Here is a 2210-nt window from a genome sequence, read left to right as displayed (position 1 = left end):
GAACTCGACATGGACATCGCCGGGATCATCTCCAACCATCCGCGCGAGGCTTTCGACCAGTTCGACCTCCGCGGAATCCCGTTCCACCTCCCCGTCACCGCCGCCACCAAGCCTGCGCAGGAAGCCGAGGTCGCCCGCCTGTTCCGCGAAACAGGCGCCGAGCTGGTGATCCTGGCTCGCTACATGCAGGTCCTGTCCGACGAACTGGCGGCGAGCTTCGCCGGGCGCTGCATCAACATCCACCACAGCTTCCTCCCCGGCTTCAAGGGTGCCAAGCCCTATCATCAGGCGCATGAGCGCGGGGTCAAGCTGATCGGCGCAACTGCCCATTATGTCACCGGCGAACTCGACGAAGGTCCGATCATCGAACAGGACGTCGAGCGGATCAGCCATGCCGACACCCCCGACGGCCTCGTCGCCAAGGGCCGCGATATCGAGCGGCGGGTGCTGTCTCGCGCCGTCGCGCTTCACTTGAGCGGGCGCGTGCTCCTCAATGGCACTCGCACCGTAGTGTTCCGCGATTAGAGAAAAATCAGCACAGCAGCACGATCTTGCCGATGTGCGTCTTCGCAAGAAACGCGGTCTGCGCGACGACGATGTCGGCGAGCGGATAGGTCGCCGCGACCAAGGGCCTGATCTCGCCTCGTTCGATGTACGAAACCAGATTTGGAAATACGCTCGGTTCAATCACCGTGCAGCCCAGCAACCGCAGATCCTTCAGGTAGAGCGTGCGCAGGTCGAGCGACACGATTGGACCGGCTATCGCCCCGGCGACGGCATAGCGCCCGCCCCGCTTCAGCAGCTGAAGCAGTCCGTCGAACTGGGACCCCCCGACGACATCGATCACGACGTCTACGCTTTCCGGTTCTAACTCAGTCAATAAATCGTCGCTTCGATTGATCGTTTGCTGTGCGCCGATCGCGCGAATGGCGCCCGCCTTGTCGGCCCCGACCACCGCAATCACCCGCGCTCCGCGCCGTTTGGCGAGTTGCACCGCCGCGCTACCGACGCCACCCGATGCGCCTGTAATGAGGACAGTTTCGCCCTCCACCAGCCCCGCCCGCGTGAGCATGTTCTCGGCCGCCGAATAAGCGCAGGGGATCGACGCGAGCTCGCCGTCGCTCCATTCGCAATCGACCGCATGGGCGTGGCGCGAAGGGGTAACGGTGAATTCGGCGAAAGCGCCATCGCGCTCCGATCCGAAATAGATCGCGCTATCGATCGGCGCACCTTCGGCACGGAAGACTGGTTCGACAATCACGCGCGATCCGATCCGGCTCGCCGGCACGCCCTCGCCGACGGCGACAATTCGCCCACAGGCGTCGGCCCCCTGGATGCGCGGAAAATGCGGAACGGCGCCGGTCCACCCGCTATCCTCGGATCGGGCTTCGACGAACCCCACAGCCCCGCCGGCGTCGGTCGCGGAGGCGACACTCTTCGAATACCAGGCGGCGCGGGTGTTGATGTCGGTATTGTTGACCCCCGCCGCCGCGACGCGAATCAGGACTTCGCCCGGGCCAGGTCGAGGCACCGGCACGTCATCGCGATAATCAAGCTTGTCGAACCCGCCGTTGCCGGTCAGCAGCACCGCGCGCATGCGCTCCGGCAAAATGGCGATCGCGCTCAATCCGCTCGGTCCAGCCCGAACTGGTTGAGATACCATTTCTGAAAATTGATCACACTGCGCTCTTGCTCCGAATAGCGCCCCGGCCGATAGCGCGAGGACATGATCCCGGCTTGGTTATCCTCGGTAATCCGCTTGTCCTGAAGTGTCGTCCGGTCCCATCCCCAGACCATCTTTTCGACATCGATATCGGAGTCGCCGGCCTTTCCGTCGACCAGCCAGATCATTTCGACGTCCGATTGCATCGATCCCCGCGGCGTGAAGCAGATCAGCACCGCGAAATAATCGTCGGCGATGATCTGGCTGAACGGGCTGAAGCTCAAATGCATTCGCCCGCCGTCGGGGCTGGTCCGCTTGCCCATCAGCGGCGCGGGGGGCGATCCATCCTGTGTCTCGGACCGGCCGCCCTCCTTGTTCATCCGCTGCATGAGCAAGCGCAAATGACTGGTCTCGGGTGGCTCGTCGATGGTGCCGATCGGACGTCCGATCGCGGCAGCACCTGCTTCCCACGCCCTCAGTTTGGGAGTGAAAGCGGCGATCGCATCGGGCGGCCCGGAACTCGGCCCCGCGCCCACCGCGACCAGGC

The 2210-nt window shown here is 64.1% G+C and carries 3 protein-coding genes; 1 reads left to right on the top strand and 2 read right to left on the bottom strand.

Annotated features, from left to right (window positions below):
• The coding region (locus tag RMN84_RS06605) for a formyltetrahydrofolate deformylase (protein ID WP_309611393.1) at positions 1-525 on the top strand (525 nt) is incomplete at its 5' end.
• A gap of 7 nt (positions 526-532) precedes the next feature.
• On the opposite strand, the gene RMN84_RS06600 is transcribed toward RMN84_RS06605, so the two are convergent.
• Positions 533-1627 (bottom strand): alcohol dehydrogenase family protein, encoded by a 1095-nt coding sequence (locus tag RMN84_RS06600; RefSeq protein ID WP_309611392.1) that lies wholly within the window; start codon positions 1625-1627, stop codon positions 533-535.
• A partial coding sequence (locus RMN84_RS06595; RefSeq protein WP_309611391.1) for an SRPBCC family protein occupies positions 1624-2210 on the bottom strand: 587 nt, incomplete at its 5' end. The genes RMN84_RS06595 and RMN84_RS06600, both read right to left, overlap by 4 nt.

Source organism: Sphingomonas sp., assembly GCF_031380695.1.
Classification (GTDB): domain Bacteria; phylum Pseudomonadota; class Alphaproteobacteria; order Sphingomonadales; family Sphingomonadaceae; genus Sphingomicrobium.
This window is presented reverse-complemented; position numbering and strand designations above follow the sequence as displayed.